The following is a 17,981-nucleotide window of genomic DNA, read 5'->3' on the forward strand; positions in this document are numbered from 1 at the left end:
GAGCAGGCTCGCTCCCACAATCCTGCGTGTATCTCCCGATCATCTGTCATGTTTCAGGAGGATAAAAATGCCCGTGCACCCAGCGATTGTATAAACGCCGATCACCCGGAAAACAAGTCGGTAAATGCGTTCGGACAAGGCGGAATTCTGTGATAGGGTTCGCGCCCTTAAAAAACCGCTGAAGCGTTTTTCCAGGCAAAAAAACAGTGACAAACGGTCTGGCTCAGCAGGTTCGCGGCCTACACGCGTTTTCCCTGTTTCTTACACAAATTACGCACAGGCTTATCCACAGGTAGTACATTGCAATCCCCCCCTGAAACGCATTATCTTGTAGCACGGCGAAAACGGAGACCCTACATATAGGGTTTTCACCTAAAACGCCCAACCACATTTCAGACCTGAAACTCAAGTGCTTTATGGCCGGTTTCCGGTAGAACAAGCGAGTTTTTTCAAGCCCAAACCGCACTGGCGGATGGCACCGTTTTATTTGGTCCGAAACGGACAAAACGGTATGGGTGTTGCAGTCATGACTGCCACCCGCGAAGGAATCCGGTGGCGAGCTTCGGCTCGTAACCAAAACTTCGGCAAGGATGCGGCGTTGCAGCCTTTTTCCTACTGTTCCGAAGTTTGTAATGCCGACGCCCGTCGGTTGCAGTGCTTCGGTACAGAACGGTGAGCACCATGACGGTGCCAAACAAACATAGAGAATGTGGAGACCACCCCCCATGCAAACCGACACAACTCGCGAGAACCCGCAGGGCACCTTGCCGCAGGCCGCCGATTCGACTTCGGATCTGGCAGCCACCGCGCCTGGCCAGCTGCGCGTGATCAAGCGTAATGGCACTGTCGTTCCTTACACCGATGACAAGATCACCGTCGCTATCACCAAAGCGTTCCTCGCAGTTGAGGGCGGCACCGCTGCCGCTTCGTCGCGAATCCACGACACCGTTGCGCGCCTGACCGAACAGGTCACCGCGACCTTCAAGCGTCGCATGCCATCGGGCGGCACCATCCACATCGAAGAAATCCAGGACCAGGTCGAACTGGCCCTGATGCGTGCCGGCGAGCAGAAAGTTGCACGCGACTACGTGATCTACCGTGACGGCCGTTCGAAAGAGCGCGCAGCTCACGCTCCGGCCGAAGCTGCGGTCAACGCTCACCCGTCGATCCGCATCACCCGCGCCGACGGCAGCCTCGCGCCGCTGGACATGGGCCGCCTGAACACCATCGTCACCGAAGCCTGCGAAGGCCTGGAAGAAGTCGACGGCGACCTGATCCAGCGCGAAACCCTGAAGAACCTGTACGACGGCGTGGCCCTGACCGACGTCAACACCGCCCTGGTGATGACCGCCCGTACCCTGGTTGAGCGCGAGCCGAACTACTCGTTCGTCACCGCCCGCCTGCTGATGGACACCCTGCGTGCCGAAGGCCTGAACTTCCTCGAAGTCGCCGAAAGTGCCACCCATCACGAAATGGCCGACCTGTACGCCAAGGCACTGCCGGCCTACATCGCCAAAGGTATCGAGTTCGAACTGCTGAACCCTGTGCTGGCCACCTTCGACCTGGAAAAACTGGGCAAGGCGATCAACCACGAGCGCGATCAGCAATTCACCTACCTGGGCCTGCAGACCCTGTACGACCGCTACTTCATCCACAAGGATGGCGTGCGTTTCGAACTGCCGCAGATCTTCTTCATGCGCGTGGCCATGGGCCTTGCGATCGAAGAGAAGCAGAAAGAAGACCGTGCGATCGAGTTCTACAACCTGCTGTCCTCGTTCGACTACATGGCTTCGACCCCGACCCTGTTCAACGCCGGTACCCTGCGTCCACAGCTGTCGAGCTGCTACCTGACCACCGTGCCGGATGACCTGTCGGGCATCTATCACGCGATCCACGACAACGCCATGCTGTCGAAATTTGCCGGCGGTCTGGGCAACGACTGGACGCCGGTGCGTGCGCTGGGTTCGTACATCAAGGGCACCAACGGCAAGTCGCAAGGCGTTGTGCCGTTCCTCAAAGTAGTGAACGACACCGCTGTGGCCGTGAACCAGGGTGGCAAGCGCAAAGGCGCTGTGTGTGCCTACCTGGAAACCTGGCACATGGACATCGAAGAGTTCATCGAGCTGCGCAAGAACACCGGTGACGATCGTCGTCGTACCCACGACATGAACACCGCCAACTGGATCCCTGACCTGTTCATGAAGCGCGTCTTCGATGACGGCAAGTGGACCCTGTTCTCGCCATCCGAAGTACCGGACCTGCACGACCTGACCGGTAAAGCCTTCGAAGAGCGCTACGAGTACTACGAAGCGCTGACCGAGTACCCGGGCAAGGTCAAGCTGTTCAAGACCATCCAGGCCAAAGACCTGTGGCGCAAGATGCTGTCCATGCTGTTCGAAACCGGCCACCCATGGCTGACTTTCAAGGACCCGTGCAACCTGCGCAGCCCGCAGCAGCACGTCGGCGTGGTCCACAGCTCGAACCTGTGCACCGAGATCACCTTGAACACCAACAAGGACGAGATCGCCGTTTGCAACCTGGGCTCGATCAACCTGCCGAACCACATCGTCGACGGCAAGCTCGATACCGCCAAGCTGCAACGCACCGTGAACACCGCCGTGCGCATGCTCGATAACGTGATCGACATCAACTACTACTCGGTGCCGCAAGCGAAGAACTCCAACTTCCGCCACCGTCCGGTCGGTCTGGGCATCATGGGCTTCCAGGACGCTCTGTACCTGCAGCACATCGCCTACGGCTCCGACGCTGCCGTCGAGTTTGCCGACAAGTCGATGGAAGCGGTCAGCTACTACGCGATCCAGGCTTCCTGCGACCTGGCCGACGAGCGCGGCGCCTACGAGACGTTCAACGGTTCGCTGTGGTCCAAGGGCATCCTGCCGCTGGATTCGCAACAGATCCTGATCGAACAGCGCGGCGAGAAGTACATCGATGTCGACCTGAAGGAAACCCTTGACTGGGCACCGGTTCGCGCCCGTGTACAGAAAGGCATCCGTAACTCGAACATCATGGCCATCGCACCGACCGCGACCATCGCCAACATCACTGGCGTTTCGCAGTCGATCGAACCGACCTACCAGAACCTGTACGTGAAATCGAACCTGTCGGGCGAATTCACCGTGATCAACCCGTACCTGGTTCGCGACCTGAAGGCTCGCGGTCTGTGGGACTCGGTGATGATCAACGACCTGAAGTACTACGACGGTTCGGTGCAGCAGATCGAGCGCATTCCGCAAGAACTCAAAGAGCTCTATGCGACCGCGTTCGAAGTGGACACCAAGTGGATCGTTGACGCCGCCAGCCGTCGTCAGAAGTGGATCGACCAGGCCCAGTCGCTGAACCTGTACATCGCCGGCGCATCGGGCAAGAAGCTCGACGTGACCTACCGCATGGCCTGGTACCGTGGTCTGAAAACCACTTACTACCTCCGTGCCTTGGCCGCGACCAGCACCGAGAAGTCGACCATCAACACCGGTAAGCTGAACGCTGTTTCCAGCGGCGGCAACCACGGCGACGATTCGGTTCTGGCCGCTCCGGCAGGTCCGGCGCCAGTGCCAAAGGCCTGCGCGATCGACGAGCCGGATTGCGAAGCTTGCCAATAAGCTGAGCTGAGATCAGGCGTTGCGAGACGCCTGGGATCTTCAGGCAAAAGAAACCCCCGACAGACTTCTGGTTTGTCGGGGGTTTTGTTTTTTGGCGGCCTTGGCGGCCTCTGGGCCGACCGGGCTCTTGAGGTTTTGGGTGAATATCCGTTTTCTCGGTGCTGCGGCTGGCGGTTTCGCTCTTACAGCGAGTCACCTTTTTCAGACGCCAAAAAGGTAACCCAAAAGGCTTTGCCCCGGCGTACGGCCCGCTCGCTGGGGCTCGGGGTACCTTCGTTACGGGACCGATCCGGGCGCAGCGGCTCCGGTTGGCTTCGCTGCACCTACACTCGCTGTGTACGACTGCGTCGTACGGTCGCTGCGCTCCCACCCCCGGATCGATCCCGTAACGAAGCCTGCCGAAGGGGCAAAAGATCAAAAGCCGGATCAAAAGCCAGAGCAAAAGCAAAAGCAAAAGCAAAAGCAAAAGCCAGATCAAAGATCGCAGCCTTCGGCAGCTCCTACAGTTGGATTGGGTACCACTTCAAGAACAGGTCGGCTGACATGCCGCCTTCGCGAGCAAGCTCGCTCCCACAAAAAGGCAAAAGCAGCGCAGCTGCCCGCGGCGAAGCCGCCCCACTCAACAATGAGCGCAAGCTCGAGTGCTCTTGATCTTGATCCACCGGCGACGTCGGAAGGCTGAGCGGAGGGATTGATCCGGGCGTGGGAGCGCAGCGACCGTCTGGCGCAGCCAGACACAGCGGAAGGAGGTGCAGCGAAGCAAACCGGAGCCGCTGCGACCGGATCGATCCCGCAGCGAAGGAACCCGAGCCTGCGAGGGCCGAACGCAGGAGCTAGCGTTTTTTGCTTACTTTTTTAGGCGCTTGTAAAAAAGTAAGTCGCCGTCAGGCGAAACCGCCAGCAGCCGCTACCGAAGCAACGGATATTCACCCAAAACCCAACAGCCTGGTCGGCCCAAAGGCCGCCACGACCAAAAAAAAGCCCCTCAAAACCGAGGGGCCCAAAAAACCAGTCAGAAACCCGAATCAGGTCATCTGAATAATGGTCTGCATAATCGTGCTCTGAGTCGAAATAGTCTTGGCGTTCGCCTGATAGTTGCTCTGACCCTTGATCAGATCAACCAGCTCATTGGTCAGGTTAACGTTCGACTCTTCCAGCGAGTTGGACACCACCTCACCCAACGTACCGGTCTTCGGCGCGTCATAGCCCGGAATACCCGAAGCGAACGTCTCTTTCCAGCTGGTGCCACCGACAGCCTGCAAGCCCTGTTCGTTGGTGAAGCTGGCCAGTGCAACCTGACCAATCGCTTTGCTCTGGTTGTTGCTGAAGTTGGCAAACAGCGTACCGGTGCCGTCGATGGTCAGGTTGGTGATCTGGCCAGTGGCGTAACCATCCTGAGTCGGGATCGTACGCGAGGTATCAGCGTTGTACTGAGTGGTGTTGGCCATCGAGATGGTCACGCCATTCGGATTCGCTGCCGCGCCGTTAGGCGTAAACACGCCATTGGTCACAGTGCCCGGCACCCAGCCAGTCATCTTCAGATCGCTGCTGATGATCGGGTTGGCTGGATCCGCCGGGTTAGGCGTGCTCACCTGAACCAGCTTGCCGGAGCTGTCGAACGACAATGTCGAAGCAACCGGCGCAGTGGTCACAGGGTTGCTGCCGGTAGCGTCCGGGTTACGGCCATCGACCAGGGTATAAACCTTCCAGGTGTTCCCGCCAGTCTTGACCATGTACTGGTCCATGACGTGGGCGTTGCCCTGGGTGTCATAAATCGGTGTGCTGAAGGACTTGGTGTAAGTCTCAGGCTTCGACGGATCAAACTTGACGGCGCTGGCGCCGGTATCAACGATCACTGGCGAAGACGAATTGAGGTTGATGCTCGAGGTCACCGCAGAAGACGACTTCGGCGCCAGGTTCGAAGTGTCGATCTTCAGATCGGTCAACACGCCGTTGATGATCTTGCCGTTGGCATCCACACCGTAACCCTGCAGACGCGAGGTGTAGTCGGTGTTGGTGATGTAACCGGCGTTGTCGACCTTGAACGTACCGGCACGGGTGTAAGAGATCGAGCCGTTGTTGCTCATGGTGAAGAAACCGGAACCGTTGATGCCCATGTCCAGCACGTTGCCAGTGTTGTTGATGTCACCCTGGGTGAACTGCTGGGAAACGTTGGCCAGGCGCACGCCGTTGCCGATCACTTTGCTGCCGCTGCCCAGACGAGTCGACGAATAGACGTCTTCGAATTCTGCGCGCGAGGATTTGAAACCGGCGGTGGCGACGTTGGCGATGTTGTTGCCGGTGACGTCGAGTTGTTTGTTGGCGGCATAGAGACCGCTAAGGCCGATGTTAAAAGACATGTTCCACTCCTTCGTGCCGGGTTAGTCGGCTCTATATACCAATGGTTTGTACTTTGGACAGGGCAACGGTGCCCTTGCCGGCCAGGTTGAGCATCAGCTCGCCACCGGTCTGGCTGATCGTCACGCTGTTGACGGTCGCCGGCAGGTAGGTCGCCAGGTCGGTCGCGGTGCCGTTGATCGGTGCGTTGGCCTTGAACGTGTAAGTGCCGACCGGAACCACGGTGCCGGCGGTGTCCTTGCCGTCCCAAGTGAAACTGGCATCGCCGGCAGCGCGGCTGCCCAGGTCGATGGTGCGCACGGTCTTGCCGTCCTTGTCGGTGATGGTCACGGTGCCGCCGGCAATCGACGAAGGCACGGTGACCGAACCGGTCAGGCCTTTGCTCGGGTCATCGAGCTGGGCGGTGTTGGTCTGCACGATCACGTTGCGACCGACCAGCGATGACGCCTGCAGCGCCTGCGACGAGTTGTAGTTGCCGGCAAGGCCACTGACAGTGGAGTTCAGCGTGGTGATGCCTTCAAGGCTGCTGAACTGCGCCAACTGCGCGACGAAGGCGCTGTTGTCCTGCGGGTCGAGCGGGTTCTGGTTTTTCAGCTGGGTGACCAGCAATTGCAGGAAAGCATCCTTGCCCAGCGCCTGGCCGCCGGTGGCACTGTTGGTCGCCGAAGCGATGCCGCCCGACGTCGTGCTGCTGGCCTTCTTCGACGAGTTGGCCAGGATGTCGTTCATGCTCAGGCTGCTGGTGGTATCCGTAACGCTCATGGCAGTCGCCCCTTATTACTGACCGAGGGTCAGTACCTTCTGCATCATGGTTTTGGCGGTGTTCATCATTTCCGCGTTGGTCTGGAACGAGCGGCTCGCGGAAATCATGTCAGCCATTTCTTCCACCACGTTGACGTTCGGGTAGTAGACGTAGCCCTTGGCGTCGGCGGCCGGATGGTTCGGCTCGTAGCGCGCTTCGAGGTTGCTCTGGTCTTCGACGACGCCAAGCACCTGCACGCCCTGCCCGGCCGCGTCCTGGTTCTGGAACAGCGAATTGCTGCCGCCGGCCTGGCCGCCCTGGAACATGGTGGCGAACACCGGATGACGGGCGCGGTAGGTCTGGTCGATGCTCGACGAAACGGTTTCGGCGTTGGCGATGTTCGAAGCCACGGTGTTCAGACGCGTGGTCTGCGCGCTCATGCCGCTGCCGGCAATGTTGAAAACGCTGGACAGGGACATGGATTATTCTCCGCGCAGGGCTGACACCAGCCCTTTGAATTTGCTGTTGAGCAAGGTGAAGCTGGCCTGGAAGCCGACAGCGTTTTCCGCGTAGTTCGACTGTTCCAGTTGAGCGTCGACGGTGTTCTGGTCGATCGAAGGCTGCATCGGCGTGCGATACATCAGCGACTCGTCGCCGTTGCCCAGCCCTTCAGCCTCGATGTGCCGGCTGTTGGTCATGTTCAGGGCAAAGTGGCCGCCGGTCTTGGTCTTCTCGGTCTGTGCTTCGAGCACTTTGGAGAAATCCAGATCCCGCGCTTTGTAGTTCGGGGTGTCGGCGTTGGCGATGTTGTTGGCCAGCACTTCGGCACGCTGGGCGCGGAAGCCCAATGCCTTTTCGTGAATGCCCAGCGCTTTGTCGAAGCTGATGCTCATGTCGGGAACCTTCAGGTGACCGGTTTTTCGTACTTGAGCTTTAGCAAGCGCCGTGCCAAATGATCAAAGCCCCGTATTCCGGGGCTTTGTGCCGAACAGGCTAAGCGGCAATGCCAGAAAAGCGGCAACCGGTTACCGCCGGATGCCGCTTTTCTGCCGCTTGCCGTCGTTGCCAGGTCAGCGCAGATCCCTGTGGGAGCGAGCCTGCTCGCGAAGGCGGCGTGTCAGGCGCCAACTGTCTTATGGACAGACCGCTTTCGCGAGCAGGCTCGCTCCCACAGGGGATTCGTGGAAAATAATTCGGGCATAAAAAAAGGAGGCCTTTGCGGGCCTCCCGTTTTTGTATCAGCGCAAACCGCTTATTTCGCCTTGTAGATAATCCCCGGGCTGCACTGAACCATCTGGTAATGATCCGGCAATCCGTTCAGCGCTTCCGAAGCGCCAAGGAACAGATACCCGCCCGGCTTCAACGTGCTGTGAATGCGCAACAGGATGTCCTTCTTCACTTCGGCAGAGAAGTAGATCAGCACGTTGCGGCAGAACACGATGTCGAACTTGCCCAGCGCCGCGTAGCTGTCGAGCAGGTTGAACGAGCGGAATTCCACCCGGCTCTTGATCGGCGCCTTGACCACCCAGCGCCCCGGCCCTTTCGGGTCGAAGTAGCGTTGCAGGCGTTCCGGCGACAGACCGCGACCGATGGCCAGGCTGTCGTACTCGCCGGTCTTGCAGTTGTTGAGCATCAGGCCCGACAGATCGGTGGCAACGATCTGCACACCCATCTTCAACTGACCCAGGTTGCTGCGCTCGAACTCGTCGATCGACATCGACAGCGAGTACGGTTCCTGTCCCGACGAGCAGGCCGCCGACCAGATCCGCAGACGCTGGTTGGGGCTGGCCTTGATCGCTTCCGGCAGTACCTTGTTCTTCAAGACTTCAAACGGATAGGTGTCGCGAAACCACAGGGTTTCGTTGGTCGTCATGGCATCGACCACCTGCTCGCGCAAACCGCTGCGCGGCTGGGTCTGGATGCGCTGTACCAGCTCACCCAGGGACTTGATGCCTTGCTGCTCCATCAGTTTGTTGAGACGGCTCGAGACCAGATACTGCTTGTTTTCACCGAGCAGAATGCCACAGGCTTTTTCCAGGAAGACCCGGAACTGTTCGAAATCCAAATTACCCGTAGACAATGATGCCGCCTCTTAAATCGTGTTGACCGCCAGGGGCAGAAGGCCCCTAGCTGATATCTGCTGCTTTGATCCGGTCGACTACCCGGGATGCGAGGTCATCAGGACGGAATTTGGCCAGGAAGTCATCAGCACCGACTTTCTTGACCATCGCCTGATTGAATACCCCCGACAACGAAGTATGCAGGATGATATGGAGCTTTTGCATGCGTGCGTCGCCGCGGATTTCCGCCGTCAGGGTGTACCCGTCCATCTCCGGCATCTCGATGTCGGAAATCATCATCAGGAACTCTTCTTCCGGCTTCTTGCCCTCGTCGACCAGCTTGCGCAGGTAATCCAGCGCCTGCTTGCCGTCGTTCAGCGCCACCACTTCGACACCGATGGTCTGCAGGCAACGCGTGACCTGCTTGCGCGCCACCGACGAGTCATCGACCGTCAGCACCCGCAGCGACAACGCCTTGGTCTGCGTCTCGACATCGACCACACCCACCGAAATCGCTTCCGGCGTCGGCGCCACTTCGGCCAGCACCTTCTCGACGTCGATGATCTCGACCAACTGGTTGTCGACCCGGGTCACAGCGGTCAGGTAGTGATCGCGACCGGTACCCTTGGGTGGCGGATGGATCTCTTCCCAGTTCATGTTGACGATGCGCTCCACCGAGCGGACCAGGAAACCCTGGGTCTTGGTGTTGTACTCCGTGATGATCACGAACGGACTGTTCTTGTCTTTCAACGCACCGGAGCCCGTTGCCATTGCCAGATCCAGGATCGGAATGGTCGCTCCCCGTATATTCGCTACCCCGCACACGACAGGACTGGATTTGGGCATCAACGTCAGGGACGGGCATTGCAACACTTCCCGTACCTTGAACACGTTGATCCCATAGAGCTGCGGCCCGTCGAGACGGAACAACAGAAGCTCGAGGCGATTCTGCCCTACCAGTTGCGTGCGCTGGTTCACCGAATCCATTACACCAGCCATGCCCAGACTCCTACACCAACGCCAAGTGTTGTTGCGACGCACATTCATTGCTAAACGGCACGGCGCTTGCTTTTTAACTCGTATGAACGCTCAAACGACATTTTCCCGACGCCTGACATCTTCCCTTCGCAAAGGGCTTTGCGCGGTGTCCGCCGTTTACTGCTTGCTTGCTGGCAGTCCTGCCCATGCAGATGCGGTTACCTTGCCTGATATGCTTATCGGCGTGACTCAGGGCTTTCTTGAATTCACCGTAGAAGACTATTTGGCTTCCAGTCAAACCGAAGGCCGCTACGAAATCGAAGTCAATCAGCTCGACCCGCGCATGCGCATGCCCATGTGCGACAAGGAATTGACAGCGACTCTGGAGAGCCCGGCACGCCCGCTGGGCCGCGTCACGGTGAAGGTTCGCTGCGAAGGCAGCTCGCCCTGGACGGTGTTCGTACCCGCTCAAGTCCGCCTGTTTCGCGAGATCGTGACGACCACTCGTCCGCTGAAACGCGCCGGCATTATCGAGCCGCAGGACGTGACCTTGCGCGAGCGCGACGTCAGCACGATCAACCAGGGTTTCCTGACCTCCGTCGACGAAGCGATCGGGCAGAAACTTACCCGACCAACGGTCGCCGATCAGGTCATCACCCTGGTGCATCTGGAACAGGCCGAAGTGGTCCGCAAGGGTGACCAGGTGGTGATCACTGCGCGCAGCGGCACCCTTGCCGTACGCATGCCGGGAGAAGCGCTCTCCAATGGCGGCATGAAAGAACAGATTCGAGTAAAAAACCTTAATTCTCAAAGAGTTATCAAGGCGCAGGTGATTGCGCCGGGACAGGTCGAAGTGGCCATGTAAAAGCCTCGTGGAGAAAACTGGCGCCGATCCCGTCGCTTCCCTAAACTGTGCCGCAGCAGGTCTCGCAACGGCGCATGCAAGCTTATGGTTGATTGGGCCTAAAGTTTTTCAGGGGATAGCCGAAAACATGGCAAGCGTCCAAATTCCCAGAGGTTTTTTATCATGGTTATCGATTTCAACCGATTGAACAGTTCCTCGTCACTAACCGGCAGCACACGTACCAGCAACGCCAAGGAAAGCGCTGAAAACAGCCCCTCCGCGCCGCTGAATACCCAGGCCGAACAGGCCAATGTCGCCAAAAGCGGGGAGTCGGTACACCTCAGCAATGAGGCTCAACAGTTGCAGAAGGTCACTGACAAGCTGCGCGATCAGCCTGCTGTCGACAAAGCCCGTGTGGCCGAGTTGAAAGCCGCGATTGCCGATGGCAGCTATAAAGTCGACAGCAACCGTGTAGCCAGCAAACTGCTCAACTTCGAAGCCCAGCGCTAGGCTTTTGCCGGCGCCAGGCTTTTGGACGCTTAAACCCCAAGGCCAGCCATGCACGACACTAACTTATTGCAACTGATCAACGACGACTTTGCTCCAGCGCAACAATTGCTGGAGTTATTGCAAACCGAATCCCTCGCTTTGCATGGTCGCGACATGCCGTTGCTGGAAGAAATTCTGGCGACCAAGCAAGCGTTGATCATTCTGCTCGAGCAGCATGGCCGCAAGCGCAGCGAAATCCTCGCCAGCCTCAACCTGCCGACCGATCGCACAGGCCTTGAGCAACTGGCCGGCCAGTCGAGCATTGGCGACCAGTTGCTGACCCAGGGCGATGCCCTGACCGCGCTGATCGCCCAGTGCCAGGCTGCCAACGTCAAGAATGGCCAGTCGATCCAGATCCAGCAGGCGACCACGGCCAATCAACTGAAGATCCTCACCGGCGGTGAGCCGCCAGCGCTTTACGACGCCAGCGGGACCTTTGCCAAACCGGTCAAGCCGCGAACGCTCAGCCAGGCATGAGCCATTCGCTGACCCTGCACTATCCACCTGCGCAACATGCTGGCAAAATACTGGCCAGTCGTCTTATTTTGTCTGGAGATTGAAGAACCGTGTCCAACACCCTAAGCGCGGATGATGCTCCGCAGCCTCCGAAGGTGCTCACCACGCCACTGGAAATCTCCAGCAACCTGCGCCAGCTGCAAGACAGCCACGATCCGCTGATCATCACCTTCCATGAACGCAGCCAGCGCTTTCAGAGCTACCTGATCAAGGTCGACCGCGAAACCGCGACGATCGCCCTGGACGAAATGATCCCGCGCGACGGCGAACGCTTCCTCCAGGCTGGCGAGCCGTTCAAGGTCGAAGGCTTTCATGACGGCGTGCGCATCGCCTGGGAATGCAACGGCACACTGAACATCGAAGAATCCGACGGCGACCGTTTCTACACCGGCGACCTGCCGAGCGAAGTGGTCTACCACCAGCGCCGCAACGCCTTCCGCGCTGCGTTGAAACTCACCGACCTGGTCAGCGTTGAACTGGGCGGCGAAAAGCTCAAGGTTCCTCTGCACGGCAAGCTGCTGGACATCTCCGCCACCGGCTGCAAATTCCGCTTCGAAGGCGACATCACTGATCGCCTGCAACTGGGCCAGGTCTACGATCGCCTGATCGCCCCGCCGCTGTTCGGCAATCAGCCAACATCGGTCGAGCTGCGCTACCTGCACTTCGAAGAAAAACTCAACATCACCTTCGCCGGTCTGCGCTTCCACAACATCAGTGGCCAGGCTGCGCGCAACGTCGAGCGTTTCGTTTACCAGTTGCAGCGTGAAGCACGGCGTTTCGACAAAGACGATCTCTGAGTCGCAGCGACCAATAAAAAGGGCAGTCCTGTGCGGGACTGCCCTTTTTTATGCGCCGATGTTTATGTGCGACTCAAGGCCGGCCACCACTGATATCCGGCGCAGGCTTATCGTCATTGCCGCTGTCCAGTTCGGTTTCAACGACTGCTTCCGGCTGCACTTCGGGCTCTGGCTCAGGAGTGACCGGCGCCGGATCCTGCACCATCTGCTCCTGCACCACCTGCTCATCGACACGCGGATCGAGCGCCGCCACCAGCGGCGAACTCGACATGCTGTCCGGCATTGCCACGTGATGCAGCGGTGCGTCGTCGACCTGATGCAGGTTGGTCACTGCTTTCGGACGAATCCGCCAGACCAGCACCAACGCGAAGAAACTGAAGAACGCATACAGGCTCTGACTGCCGAGAAACTTCATCAGCACACCCGCCAGCAGCGGCCCGATGCTCGCGCCGACGCCATAGGTCACCAGCAACATCGCGGTCAGCGACACCCGGCGATCGCCTTCGACGTGGTCATTGGAGAACGCCACCGCCAGCGGATACAGGCAGAACTGCACCAGCGAACAGAAGAAGCCGACGACGAACAACACCTCCAGCGGCACCTGCGGCATGATCGCCAACGGCAACGCCGCCACCGCCAGAAACCCGGCAAAGCAGCGAATCAGCAATGCGCGGTCATAACGGTCGGACAACCAGCCCAACGGCCACTGCACCAGCAAGCCGGCAAAAATGCAGCTACCCATGAACAGACCGACCTGCTCGGTCGTCAGCCCCTGTTGCGAGGCGTACAGCGGCGCCAGACCGTAGAACGAACCGATGATCAAACCGGCGCCGAGCACCGTGCTCAGCGATTGCGGCACACGTTTGATAAAGAAGCGCGGCTCCATCGGCGCGGGGTGCAGAGGCGCCGGGTGAATCCGTCGAGTCAGCGTCACGGGCACCAGGCACAGGGCAAAGCACAGCGCCACCAGCATCAGCAGTTCCAGCCCGAGGCCGGGATGCATGACCAGAATCAGCTGGCCCAGCACCAGGCCCAGATAAGAGGCGATCATGTAACCGCTGAACACCAGGCCACGCTGATTGGCATCGGCCTGCTCGTTGAGCCAGCTCTCGATGACCATGTACTGACACATCATGCCCAGACCGACGATCGTCCGCAGCACCAGCCACGCCGGCAGCCAGTCCACCAGACCATGACCGAGCACCGCCGCGCCGACGATCCCCGCACACGCCGAGTAGGCACGGATATGCCCGACCCGGGCGATCAGGCGATGGCCGATCTTGCCGCCCAGCACCAGACCGAAATAGTTGGCCGCCATCAGCGCACCGACCCACAGCCCGTCGACATTGTCGGCGGCCAGACGCAAAGCCAGATAAGTAGAAAGAAGGCCTGAGCCGATCAACATCATCAGCGAGGCGAAATACAGCGCTCGAAAGGATTTCCAGATTTGGCGCATCGGCGTTCCGAGCGGCTCCTTGCAGTAAATACCGGGCGGTCAGATCGACAGCCCGGCAGCAGCGATACGTCAGGCCTGGGCGGCCAGTACACGGCGCTCCCAGGGAGTGATTTCATCAAAGAAGCTGGTCAACTCCATGGTCTTCGAAGCGATGTAGCCTTCGATGAACTCCGACCCGAACAGTTCCCTCGCCAACTGGCTACGTTTCAGACGCTCAAGCGCGGCGTGCAAGGTACACGGCAAGGCCAGATTATCCGGCACGGCGAATTCGCCCTGGATCGCTGCGCTCGGCTCCAGCTCCTGTTCGATGCCGTGCAAACCCGCGGCCAGACTGGCGGCGATCGCCAGATAAGGATTGGCGTCGGCGCCCGGCAAGCGGTTTTCGACCCGACGTGCGGCCGGCGAGCTGGCGGGAATACGCAAGCCGGCGGCGCGATTGTCATGGGACCAGCAGGCATTGTTCGGCGACGCGTACGGATGACACAGGCGCTGATAGGAATTCACGTTGGGCGCAAACAGTGCGGTGAAATCGGCGAGGCCTGCCTGTTGCCCGCCGATGAAGTGGCGGAACATCGACGTCGGCTCGCCGTTCGAGTCAGTGAAGACATTCTTGCCGCTGCCGATCTCAACGATGCTCTGGTGAATATGCATCGAACTGCCCGGCGTGTGCGCCAGCGGTTTGGCCATGCACACCACGCTCAGGCCATGCTTGAGCGCGACCTCCTTGAGCAGATGCTTGAACAGGAACGTCTGATCGGCCAGCAGCAGCGGATCGCCGTGCAGCAGATTGATCTCGAACTGGCTGACGCCCATTTCATGCATGAAGGTGTCGCGCGGCAGGCCGAGGGCGGCCATGCATTTATACACTTCGCTGAAGAACGGCCGCAGGCCGTTGTTGGAACTGACGCTGAAGGCCGACTGGCCATCCTCGCGACGGCCGTCGAGGCCCACCGGCGGACGGAACGGCTGAGTCGGATCGGTGTTCGGTGCGAAGACAAAAAATTCCAGTTCGGTCGCCACCACCGGCGCCAGACCGTGCGCGGCGTAACGGGCGATGACCGCTTTGAGCTGGCCACGGGTCGAGAGACTTGAGCTCCCCCCGCTCAGTTCGTCGGCGTCGCAAATCGCCATGGCACGCGGCTCGTCGCTCCAGGGCAAACGGTGAATCTGCGCAGGATCGGCGACCAGCGCCAGATCGCCGTCATCGCTGCCGTAGAACCGCGCCGGCGGATAGCCGCCCATGATGCATTGCAGCAGCACACCCCGCGCCAACTGCAAACGCCGCCCTTCGAGGAAACCCTCGGCGGTCATCACCTTGCCCCGTGGCACACCGTTCAGATCCGGGGTGACACATTCAATCTCATCAATGCCGGTCAATCGCTGCGCGAGTGAACCCTGGCCATCGGTTGTCATGACGCAATCCTTGTTGTTGTGCGAGCCGCGAACGGCGACCCGGACAAAATAGGCTGCGGCTGTTCGGAATATCAAGCAGCGCCCACAAAAATCCCGATCTTGTGCAGGAGACGTAGGAGCTGACGAGTGCAACGAGGCTGCGATCTTTTGATCTTGCTTTTTAAAATCAAAAGATCGCAGCCTTCGGCAGCTCCTACACCAGACCTCAGGGCAAGTAGAGGCTGAACACTCCTCCGCCCAACGGCCCGCCATTGCTGATTTCGGTGCGCCCTTCCACGCCGTTGCGCTGATGCAGCGCCGCGATGCGATTGGCGAAATACAGACCGAGGCCAGTGCTGCCGCTGCTGTGATTGATGCCCTGCACATAATCGGCCTGACGCTCGAGCATCTCTGCCGGATAGCCGTCGCCATCGTCGTTGATGCTCAACACCAGTTGCCCGGCTTCGTCGCTGACAGTAATCAGCAACGACTCGCGGGCGTAGCGAATCGCATTGTTGATGCAGTTGCCGAGCACCGAGGCGATCAGCTCGCGATCGAAGAAACCCAGCGGGCTCAACGGGTCGACTTCATAAGTGGCGATGATGCCGCGACTGGCAAACACTTCCTGATGCGCGGCCAGTTGCGCCTCGATGAAATCGTCGAGTTCGTGATACGCCGGCTGCAGCGGCAACTGATTCACGCCAAGTTTGTACAGCCCCAGCAACTGCACGAGCATGCCGTTGAGGTGGGCGAACTCGAAGTCGATCACGCCCTGCTCCGAGCCGTCGCGCAGCTCTTTCGGCAGACGCGCCAGCCATTGGCTGTGCGCCTGCATCAGCATGGCCAGAGAGTTCTTCATGTCGTGAACGGTGGAGGCAATCACCGTAGAAAAATCCAGCGCCGGATCTATTGAGTTCATTCGCCAAACGCCTTGCTTTTCAGCTTCTGATAACGCGCAAACCGCGCGTCGGTGTCGGGCATCAGGCCCACCAGTTTCAGGCAGGCCCGACATTCTTCCAGCTCCGCCGACGGCACACTGGTGTCGGTGCCGTGCAGCAGCGACTGGGCCAGGTTCAGCGCGATACTGATGTTTTTCGGTTGCAGCTTGAGCGCCTTGCGGAACACTTCGCGGGCCTCGACCAGATTGCCGGTCTTGTACACGCGCACGCCCTGACGGTTGAGATCGGCCGCAGCGTTGCTCGAACTGAGAATCGTCGGATCGTCGGTGAGCTTGGCAATGTCTTTCATCACCGCCGGGTCATCACCGTAGATCTCCGCGCAGCTCTTGAGCATCGAAGTGCCCGCCTCGGCCTGACCGAGCATCTGCAACTGCTTGGCCACCAGCAACGCCGCCTCGGGACTCATGAATTGCTCCATGCCATCGAGGCGCATCAGCGCCTGTTCGGTGAGCTTGTCGGCGGTTTCGGCGTCGTTGAGCAACAGGCTGGTGGCTTTCATCAAACGCGCGCGAATCTGCAGACCGGGGTCGCTCGGGTTTTCTTTGGCCACAGCGCTGAGGGTGGTGTTGATCTCCAGTCGCGTACGCGTGTCGAGCCCGCGATCGCTACCCTTGCTGATCAGCGCGTGCGCCAGGCCGAGATTGCTTTCCGGGTCCTTGAAACGCGACTGCGCGCCCTGCGCCACGGCCTGACGATAAGCCCGCGAGGCGGTTTCGAAATCTTCGTTGGCCATCGCCAGTTTGCCGAGCAGCGCCTGACGGCGCACCGCCAGCGGCGACAGACGGATCGCTTCTTCGAGCACTCGCTGCGCGCCTTTGCTGTCGCCTTCGGCCACCAGCACATCGGCCATGCCGTCATACAGCGCCGGCATCATCGGAAAGACTTTCAAGGCTTTTTCATAAACTTCTTTGGCCTGCGAGACCTGCCCGCGCTTGAACAGCAACTTGCCCAATCCAGCGAAGGCCCACGGCAATGGACGGTCGGCAATGATGCCGTCGTAGAGCCGCTCCAGCGCTTCGTTCTGGTTCATGTCACGCAGCGCGTCGGCGCGGTAGCGCAGGCACAGCGGCGAATAGCGGATGTCCTGCTTGCACAAGGCAATACAGGCATTGAGCACCTCGACCGGCTTACCGCGATCAAGGGCCTGCAGAATCGGTTTGAGCAAAGTCTTGCGTTGCTCCAGACGCTCAAGGCGCTGGGCCAGCCCGGAACGGTTGAACGGCTTGGTCAGGTACGCATCCGGCTCGTGCTCCAGCGCGCTGAGCACCATCGCCTGACTGGTCTCGGCGGTGACCATGACGAAAACGGCTTCGTGACTGATGAGCTTTTCCGACATCAGGTCTTCGAGTACCTGCTGGCCGTTCTTCTTGCCGTCGCCGAGGTGGAAGTCCTGAAGAATGAAATCGTAGGACTTCTGCGAGCACATCTTCAGCGCCTGCTCGCCAGTGTCGGCAGTATCGACATCCTTGACGCCGAGCTCACGCAACATCGAACGCACGGAACTGCGGAAATCGGAAAAATCATCGACGATCAGAAAGCTTTTTTGGTGATACGACGACATCGAAGATTTCCAGGCAATTGAAGAAAACGAACCGAGGCGATTTCAGGCGCGCAGATGATAGCTGGAGGCCATGCGCCATCAAGCGATTTCGCGCGAGCCTGAACTCACCGTTCGGGTTATCGGCCAAAAGTGCCGGGGCCTGAGGGTGG

General features: G+C 59.5%; 15 protein-coding genes. 5 read left to right on the forward strand and 10 right to left on the reverse strand.

Annotated features, from left to right (window positions below):
• Positions 1-725 precede the first annotated feature (725 nt).
• Positions 726-3,620, forward strand: a complete 2,895-nt coding sequence (locus tag AB9L16_RS19005; protein WP_024013986.1) for a ribonucleoside-diphosphate reductase subunit alpha — start codon at positions 726-728, stop codon at positions 3,618-3,620.
• Positions 3,621-4,645: 1,025 nt separating this feature from the next.
• Here AB9L16_RS19005 and flgE read toward each other — a convergent pair.
• The 6 genes from flgE to AB9L16_RS19035 form a co-directional block, all read right to left on the reverse strand.
• The gene (gene flgE, locus AB9L16_RS19010) at positions 4,646-5,980 is read right to left on the reverse strand and encodes a flagellar hook protein FlgE (RefSeq protein ID WP_041479563.1); all 1,335 of its coding nucleotides are present in this window, start codon (positions 5,978-5,980) and stop codon (positions 4,646-4,648) included.
• Positions 5,981-6,011: 31 nt separating this feature from the next.
• Positions 6,012-6,740, reverse strand: coding sequence for a flagellar hook assembly protein FlgD (flgD, locus tag AB9L16_RS19015; protein WP_016773615.1), 729 nt, complete (start codon positions 6,738-6,740; stop codon positions 6,012-6,014).
• 15 nt (positions 6,741-6,755) lie between these two features.
• Positions 6,756-7,199 (reverse strand): flagellar basal body rod protein FlgC, encoded by a 444-nt coding sequence (gene flgC / locus AB9L16_RS19020; RefSeq protein WP_016773614.1) that lies wholly within the window; start codon positions 7,197-7,199, stop codon positions 6,756-6,758.
• A gap of 3 nt (positions 7,200-7,202) precedes the next feature.
• Entirely contained in the window at positions 7,203-7,613 is a 411-nt protein-coding gene (gene flgB, locus AB9L16_RS19025; protein ID WP_016773613.1) for a flagellar basal body rod protein FlgB, read from the reverse strand.
• A 359-nt stretch (positions 7,614-7,972) separates the two neighbouring features.
• The gene (gene cheR, locus AB9L16_RS19030) at positions 7,973-8,800 is read right to left on the reverse strand and encodes a protein-glutamate O-methyltransferase CheR (RefSeq protein ID WP_016773612.1); all 828 of its coding nucleotides are present in this window, start codon (positions 8,798-8,800) and stop codon (positions 7,973-7,975) included.
• Between the two features lie 46 nt (positions 8,801-8,846).
• Complete coding sequence (locus AB9L16_RS19035; protein WP_016773611.1) at positions 8,847-9,779, reverse strand: chemotaxis protein CheV; 933 nt, start codon at positions 9,777-9,779, stop codon at positions 8,847-8,849.
• Positions 9,780-9,861: 82 nt separating this feature from the next.
• Between AB9L16_RS19035 and flgA the strand changes: the two genes are divergently transcribed.
• From flgA to AB9L16_RS19055, 4 genes are all read left to right on the forward strand, one after another.
• Positions 9,862-10,623, forward strand: coding sequence for a flagellar basal body P-ring formation chaperone FlgA (gene flgA / locus AB9L16_RS19040; protein WP_375122554.1), 762 nt, complete (start codon positions 9,862-9,864; stop codon positions 10,621-10,623).
• A 162-nt stretch (positions 10,624-10,785) separates the two neighbouring features.
• Positions 10,786-11,112: a flagellar biosynthesis anti-sigma factor FlgM gene (flgM, locus tag AB9L16_RS19045; RefSeq protein WP_016773609.1), complete on the forward strand. Its 327-nt coding sequence runs from the start codon at positions 10,786-10,788 to the stop codon at positions 11,110-11,112.
• Between the two features lie 48 nt (positions 11,113-11,160).
• On the forward strand, positions 11,161-11,628 hold the full coding sequence (locus AB9L16_RS19050) for a flagella synthesis protein FlgN (RefSeq protein ID WP_375122555.1): 468 nt from the start codon (positions 11,161-11,163) through the stop codon (positions 11,626-11,628).
• A gap of 89 nt (positions 11,629-11,717) precedes the next feature.
• Complete coding sequence (locus AB9L16_RS19055; RefSeq protein WP_041479276.1) at positions 11,718-12,464, forward strand: flagellar brake protein; 747 nt, start codon at positions 11,718-11,720, stop codon at positions 12,462-12,464.
• Positions 12,465-12,537: 73 nt separating this feature from the next.
• On the opposite strand, the gene AB9L16_RS19060 is transcribed toward AB9L16_RS19055, so the two are convergent.
• From AB9L16_RS19060 to AB9L16_RS19075, 4 genes are all read right to left on the reverse strand, one after another.
• Positions 12,538-13,920: an MFS transporter gene (locus AB9L16_RS19060; RefSeq protein WP_056788086.1), complete on the reverse strand. Its 1,383-nt coding sequence runs from the start codon at positions 13,918-13,920 to the stop codon at positions 12,538-12,540.
• Between the two features lie 69 nt (positions 13,921-13,989).
• The gene (locus tag AB9L16_RS19065; protein ID WP_191637002.1) at positions 13,990-15,231 is read right to left on the reverse strand and encodes a glutamine synthetase family protein; all 1,242 of its coding nucleotides are present in this window, start codon (positions 15,229-15,231) and stop codon (positions 13,990-13,992) included.
• A 307-nt stretch (positions 15,232-15,538) separates the two neighbouring features.
• The gene (locus AB9L16_RS19070) at positions 15,539-16,231 is read right to left on the reverse strand and encodes a sensor histidine kinase KdpD (RefSeq protein WP_076563863.1); all 693 of its coding nucleotides are present in this window, start codon (positions 16,229-16,231) and stop codon (positions 15,539-15,541) included.
• Positions 16,228-17,832: a tetratricopeptide repeat-containing response regulator gene (locus AB9L16_RS19075; protein WP_016773603.1), complete on the reverse strand. Its 1,605-nt coding sequence runs from the start codon at positions 17,830-17,832 to the stop codon at positions 16,228-16,230. The genes AB9L16_RS19070 and AB9L16_RS19075 overlap by 4 nt, the downstream gene beginning before the upstream one ends.
• Between the last annotated feature and the right edge of the window lie 149 nt (positions 17,833-17,981).

This window comes from Pseudomonas sp. LW8, assembly GCF_041956865.1.
In the GTDB taxonomy this organism is placed as follows: domain Bacteria; phylum Pseudomonadota; class Gammaproteobacteria; order Pseudomonadales; family Pseudomonadaceae; genus Aquipseudomonas; species Aquipseudomonas siliginis.

Bases quoted from the DNA above. Each gene is read 5' to 3' on its own strand.
- flgE (WP_041479563.1), bottom strand. From the start codon at position 5,980: ATGTCTTTTAACATCGGCCTTAGCGGTCTCTATGCCGCCAACAAACAA.
- AB9L16_RS19065 (WP_191637002.1), bottom strand. From the start codon at position 15,231: ATGACCGCCGAGGGTTTCCTCGAAGGGCGGCGTTTGCAGTTGGCGCGG.
- flgA (WP_375122554.1), top strand. From the start codon at position 9,862: ATGAACGCTCAAACGACATTTTCCCGACGCCTGACATCTTCCCTTCGC.
- AB9L16_RS19060 (WP_056788086.1), bottom strand. From the start codon at position 13,920: ATGCGCCAAATCTGGAAATCCTTTCGAGCGCTGTATTTCGCCTCGCTG.
- AB9L16_RS19075 (WP_016773603.1), bottom strand. From the start codon at position 17,832: ATGTCGTCGTATCACCAAAAAAGCTTTCTGATCGTCGATGATTTTTCC.
- flgB (WP_016773613.1), bottom strand. From the start codon at position 7,613: ATGAGCATCAGCTTCGACAAAGCGCTGGGCATTCACGAAAAGGCATTG.
- flgC (WP_016773614.1), bottom strand. From the start codon at position 7,199: ATGTCCCTGTCCAGCGTTTTCAACATTGCCGGCAGCGGCATGAGCGCG.
- AB9L16_RS19070 (WP_076563863.1), bottom strand. From the start codon at position 16,231: ATGAACTCAATAGATCCGGCGCTGGATTTTTCTACGGTGATTGCCTCC.
- AB9L16_RS19005 (WP_024013986.1), top strand. From the start codon at position 726: ATGCAAACCGACACAACTCGCGAGAACCCGCAGGGCACCTTGCCGCAG.
- flgM (WP_016773609.1), top strand. From the start codon at position 10,786: ATGGTTATCGATTTCAACCGATTGAACAGTTCCTCGTCACTAACCGGC.
- AB9L16_RS19035 (WP_016773611.1), bottom strand. From the start codon at position 9,779: ATGGCTGGTGTAATGGATTCGGTGAACCAGCGCACGCAACTGGTAGGG.
- AB9L16_RS19050 (WP_375122555.1), top strand. From the start codon at position 11,161: ATGCACGACACTAACTTATTGCAACTGATCAACGACGACTTTGCTCCA.
- flgD (WP_016773615.1), bottom strand. From the start codon at position 6,740: ATGAGCGTTACGGATACCACCAGCAGCCTGAGCATGAACGACATCCTG.